The sequence below is a fragment of the Shewanella sp. 10N.261.52.F9 genome, from assembly GCF_041471165.1.
Taxonomy (GTDB): Bacteria; Pseudomonadota; Gammaproteobacteria; order Enterobacterales; family Shewanellaceae; genus Shewanella; species Shewanella marinintestina.
In genome coordinates this window covers 1-470 of record NZ_JBFRNX010000057.1, presented here as the reverse complement: position 1 = coordinate 470, position 470 = coordinate 1, and the positions used below count along the sequence as shown (strand labels likewise).

Sequence of the window (470 nt, the reverse complement as noted above, 5' to 3'; positions counted from 1 at the left end):
CTGATGGTCAGCTCAGGAATATCGTTGGTACCGGTAATGGTAATAACGACATCTTGGGTGTCAGTATCGCCGTTGCTGTCGGTGACCGTCACGGTGTAGGTTTCAGTGACAGTGTCACCGAGGGCTAATTGGTTCACCGGACTGTTATTGTCGGTGCTGTCATTGAGGGTGTAAGTCCACTCGCCGGTCGCGGGGTTAATACTAAAGGTTCCGTAAACACTGGCCTGTGGCGCAAATGACCAGGTTTGAGTATCGCCGCTATCGGGGTCGGTGGCATCCAAGTCACCTTGTACCATCATCACCCCTGGCTCTGCGGTGTTACCGCCAGGCTGCACACCGGCCTCAATCACTTCACCGGCTTCATCGTCAGGCGATGGCGTAATGACTGGCGCGTCATTGGTGCCGTTAATGGTCATGGTGACGGTTTGGGTGGTAAAGGCGCCGTTGGCGTCGGTTACCGTGACATCAAA

Annotated in this window: 1 protein-coding gene; it reads right to left on the bottom strand. The window is 54.9% G+C overall.

Annotation, left to right across the window (positions count from 1 at the left end; translation table 11 throughout):
• A partial coding sequence (locus AB4298_RS21245; RefSeq protein WP_371988328.1) for a VCBS domain-containing protein occupies positions 1-470 on the bottom strand: 470 nt, incomplete at both ends.